The sequence below is a fragment of the Novipirellula sp. genome (assembly GCF_041583735.1).
In the GTDB taxonomy this organism is placed as follows: Bacteria; Planctomycetota; Planctomycetia; order Pirellulales; family Pirellulaceae; genus Novipirellula.
Genome location: NZ_JBFHFD010000967.1, coordinates 1 through 2,171 on the forward strand (window position 1 = coordinate 1; position 2,171 = coordinate 2,171).

The following is a 2,171-nucleotide window of genomic DNA, read 5'->3' on the forward strand; positions in this document are numbered from 1 at the left end:
AGCGTGTCGTCTGGCAACGAAGGTGTTCGCGGAACGGCGTGAGACGTCGGCGCGCAAGCACGGAGAAGGACCGGAGGGCTCGCGCCCTGCCGCTAACAATCGATGCACGGGTTGTTATCGCAGGAGAGCGACAGCGGTTCCAGCATCGCGGAGGGATGCCAGCGAGTAGCCGGAGGTCAGCGCAGCGCTTAGGTTTGACCACATCTTTTTGTTTGCCGGCGGATGTGTCGAGTTGGCGCGGCTGTGAAACCAATTGTTGATCTTTGTAAATGAGTCAAGCTTGGTAAGGTTGATCTGGTAATTTGGCGATGCCTGGAGTTTTTTCCCTGTGGGAACCGTGGCGTGGAACACACGCTGCGATTGATTCGCGACGGCGGGTTGAGATGGTTGCTGGTGACGGAATGGCTACCAGCACTCGTATCACGGAAGGCCCCCCATGGTTTTGCCCCTGCAGACATTTGGACAAGTCAACTTTGCCAACGCTCAACTCGGCGACAAACGTAGAACAAATCGTCTCGTACAACTCGCTGACTCAATGGCTCGACGACCAAGTGGAACATTGCCACAGAAATTCAATAGCCCCAAAGACCTCAGGGCTTTCTACCGGTTGATGGACCGTGACCAGGTGACGCATGAGGCAATTCTCGCATCTCATCGTGAGGCAACCTGGCACAAGATCAAGCAAATCAGAGGCCCAGTCCTGATTCTTCATGATGCCACCGAGCTGGATTTTACCAATCACAAGTCACTTTCCGATGACATGGGCCAAATTGGCAACGGCAATCGCCGTGGGTACATCGCGCAAAACAGCTTGGCCGTGAACCCGAAAACACGGCAAGTAATTGGATTGTGCAATCAGGTTTTGCACCATCGGGAGGATGCTCCCAAAGACGAACTGACCGCTCAGAAACGCAAGCGTGAATCACGAGAGAGTCGATTGTGGTTGCGCGGTGCCGATCCACTGGCTAACAGCGAGAAACTCGTTGATGTTTGTGATCGAGGAGCTGACACGTTCGAGTTCCTCGAACATGAATTGGCCAGCGGCCGTAGGTTCGTCATTCGTGCCTCTCATAATCGGGCGATCATTCCTGGACATGGCGATCAAGGCAGTAGCGATCAAGCCTGTTACCTTCGCAACTATGCTGCCAGCCTTCCGCCAGCAGGACACTGGACGTTATCGGTAACGAGCAAAGTCGACAAGAAAGTACGGGTTCGCAAAGGCAAAAAGAAATCAGCCAATCGACGGGCTCGTGAGGCGAAGATGGCTGTCTCATTTGCCCCGGTTCAAATCAAACCACCCGCGAAGAAACTAGGAGAACACGGCAACGATCCGCTTGCCGTCTGGGTTGTTCGAGTCTGGGAAGAAGATCCGCCCGCCGGAGAAGAGCGTCTGGAATGGTTTTTGATTACAAACCAACCCGTACTTGATTTTGACGATGCCTATCAGGTTGTCGGTTGGTACGAATGTCGCTGGATCATTGAAGAGTATCACAAAGGGATGAAAACAGGATGTAGCATTGAGAGCCCGCAATTCACTAGCGAAGAACGTTTGCAGCCAGCGATCGCTTTGATTTCAGTGGTGGCGTTGACTCTGCTGCAAATGCGTGATGCCAGTCGTCGTTGGGACGCAAAGAAACGCAAAGCGACCGAAGTTATCTGCAGCGACTACGTGAGTGTGCTGAGCGCTTGGCGACATGGCCAAATCAAACCCGACTGGTCAATTCACGATTTCTTCTATGCACTGGCGAGACTCGGCGGTCATCAGAACCGCAAATCCGATCACCCACCGGGATGGCAAACGATTTGGCGAGGCTGGAACGACCTCCAAGCGATGCTCTGCGGCGTTGACGCAATGAAGATTGTAAAAAGATGTGGTCAAACCTAAGCGCTGCGCTGACCTCCGGCTACTCGCCGTGATCGCTCCGGAATGAAGACATCGCCTCGACGTGAGCGATTGATGTCGTGTTGATCGACCGACGGAGATCGATCCACGTTCCTCCGCATGCGCGGATCGATCGCAATTCGTTCGCGCTGCTGACCGACGCCAGTTGTGCCGCAGCACATTCATTCGTGCCATTCGTGGACAACTCTCCTCCGCTGGTTCCGTGAATGCCCAACGCCTGACATCCCGACTGCGATTGGTGCGCTCGAATTGTGCTCACCGAATTTCA

The 2,171-nt window shown here is 54.1% G+C and carries 1 protein-coding gene; it reads left to right on the forward strand.

Features of this window, described 5'->3' with window-relative positions; all coding sequences use genetic code 11:
• Window positions 1–436: 436 nt before the first annotated feature.
• Entirely contained in the window at window positions 437–1,885 is a 1,449-nt protein-coding gene (locus tag ABX962_RS35115) for an IS4 family transposase (RefSeq protein ID WP_372726307.1), read from the forward strand.
• The last annotated feature ends 286 nt before the right edge of the window (window positions 1,886–2,171 follow it).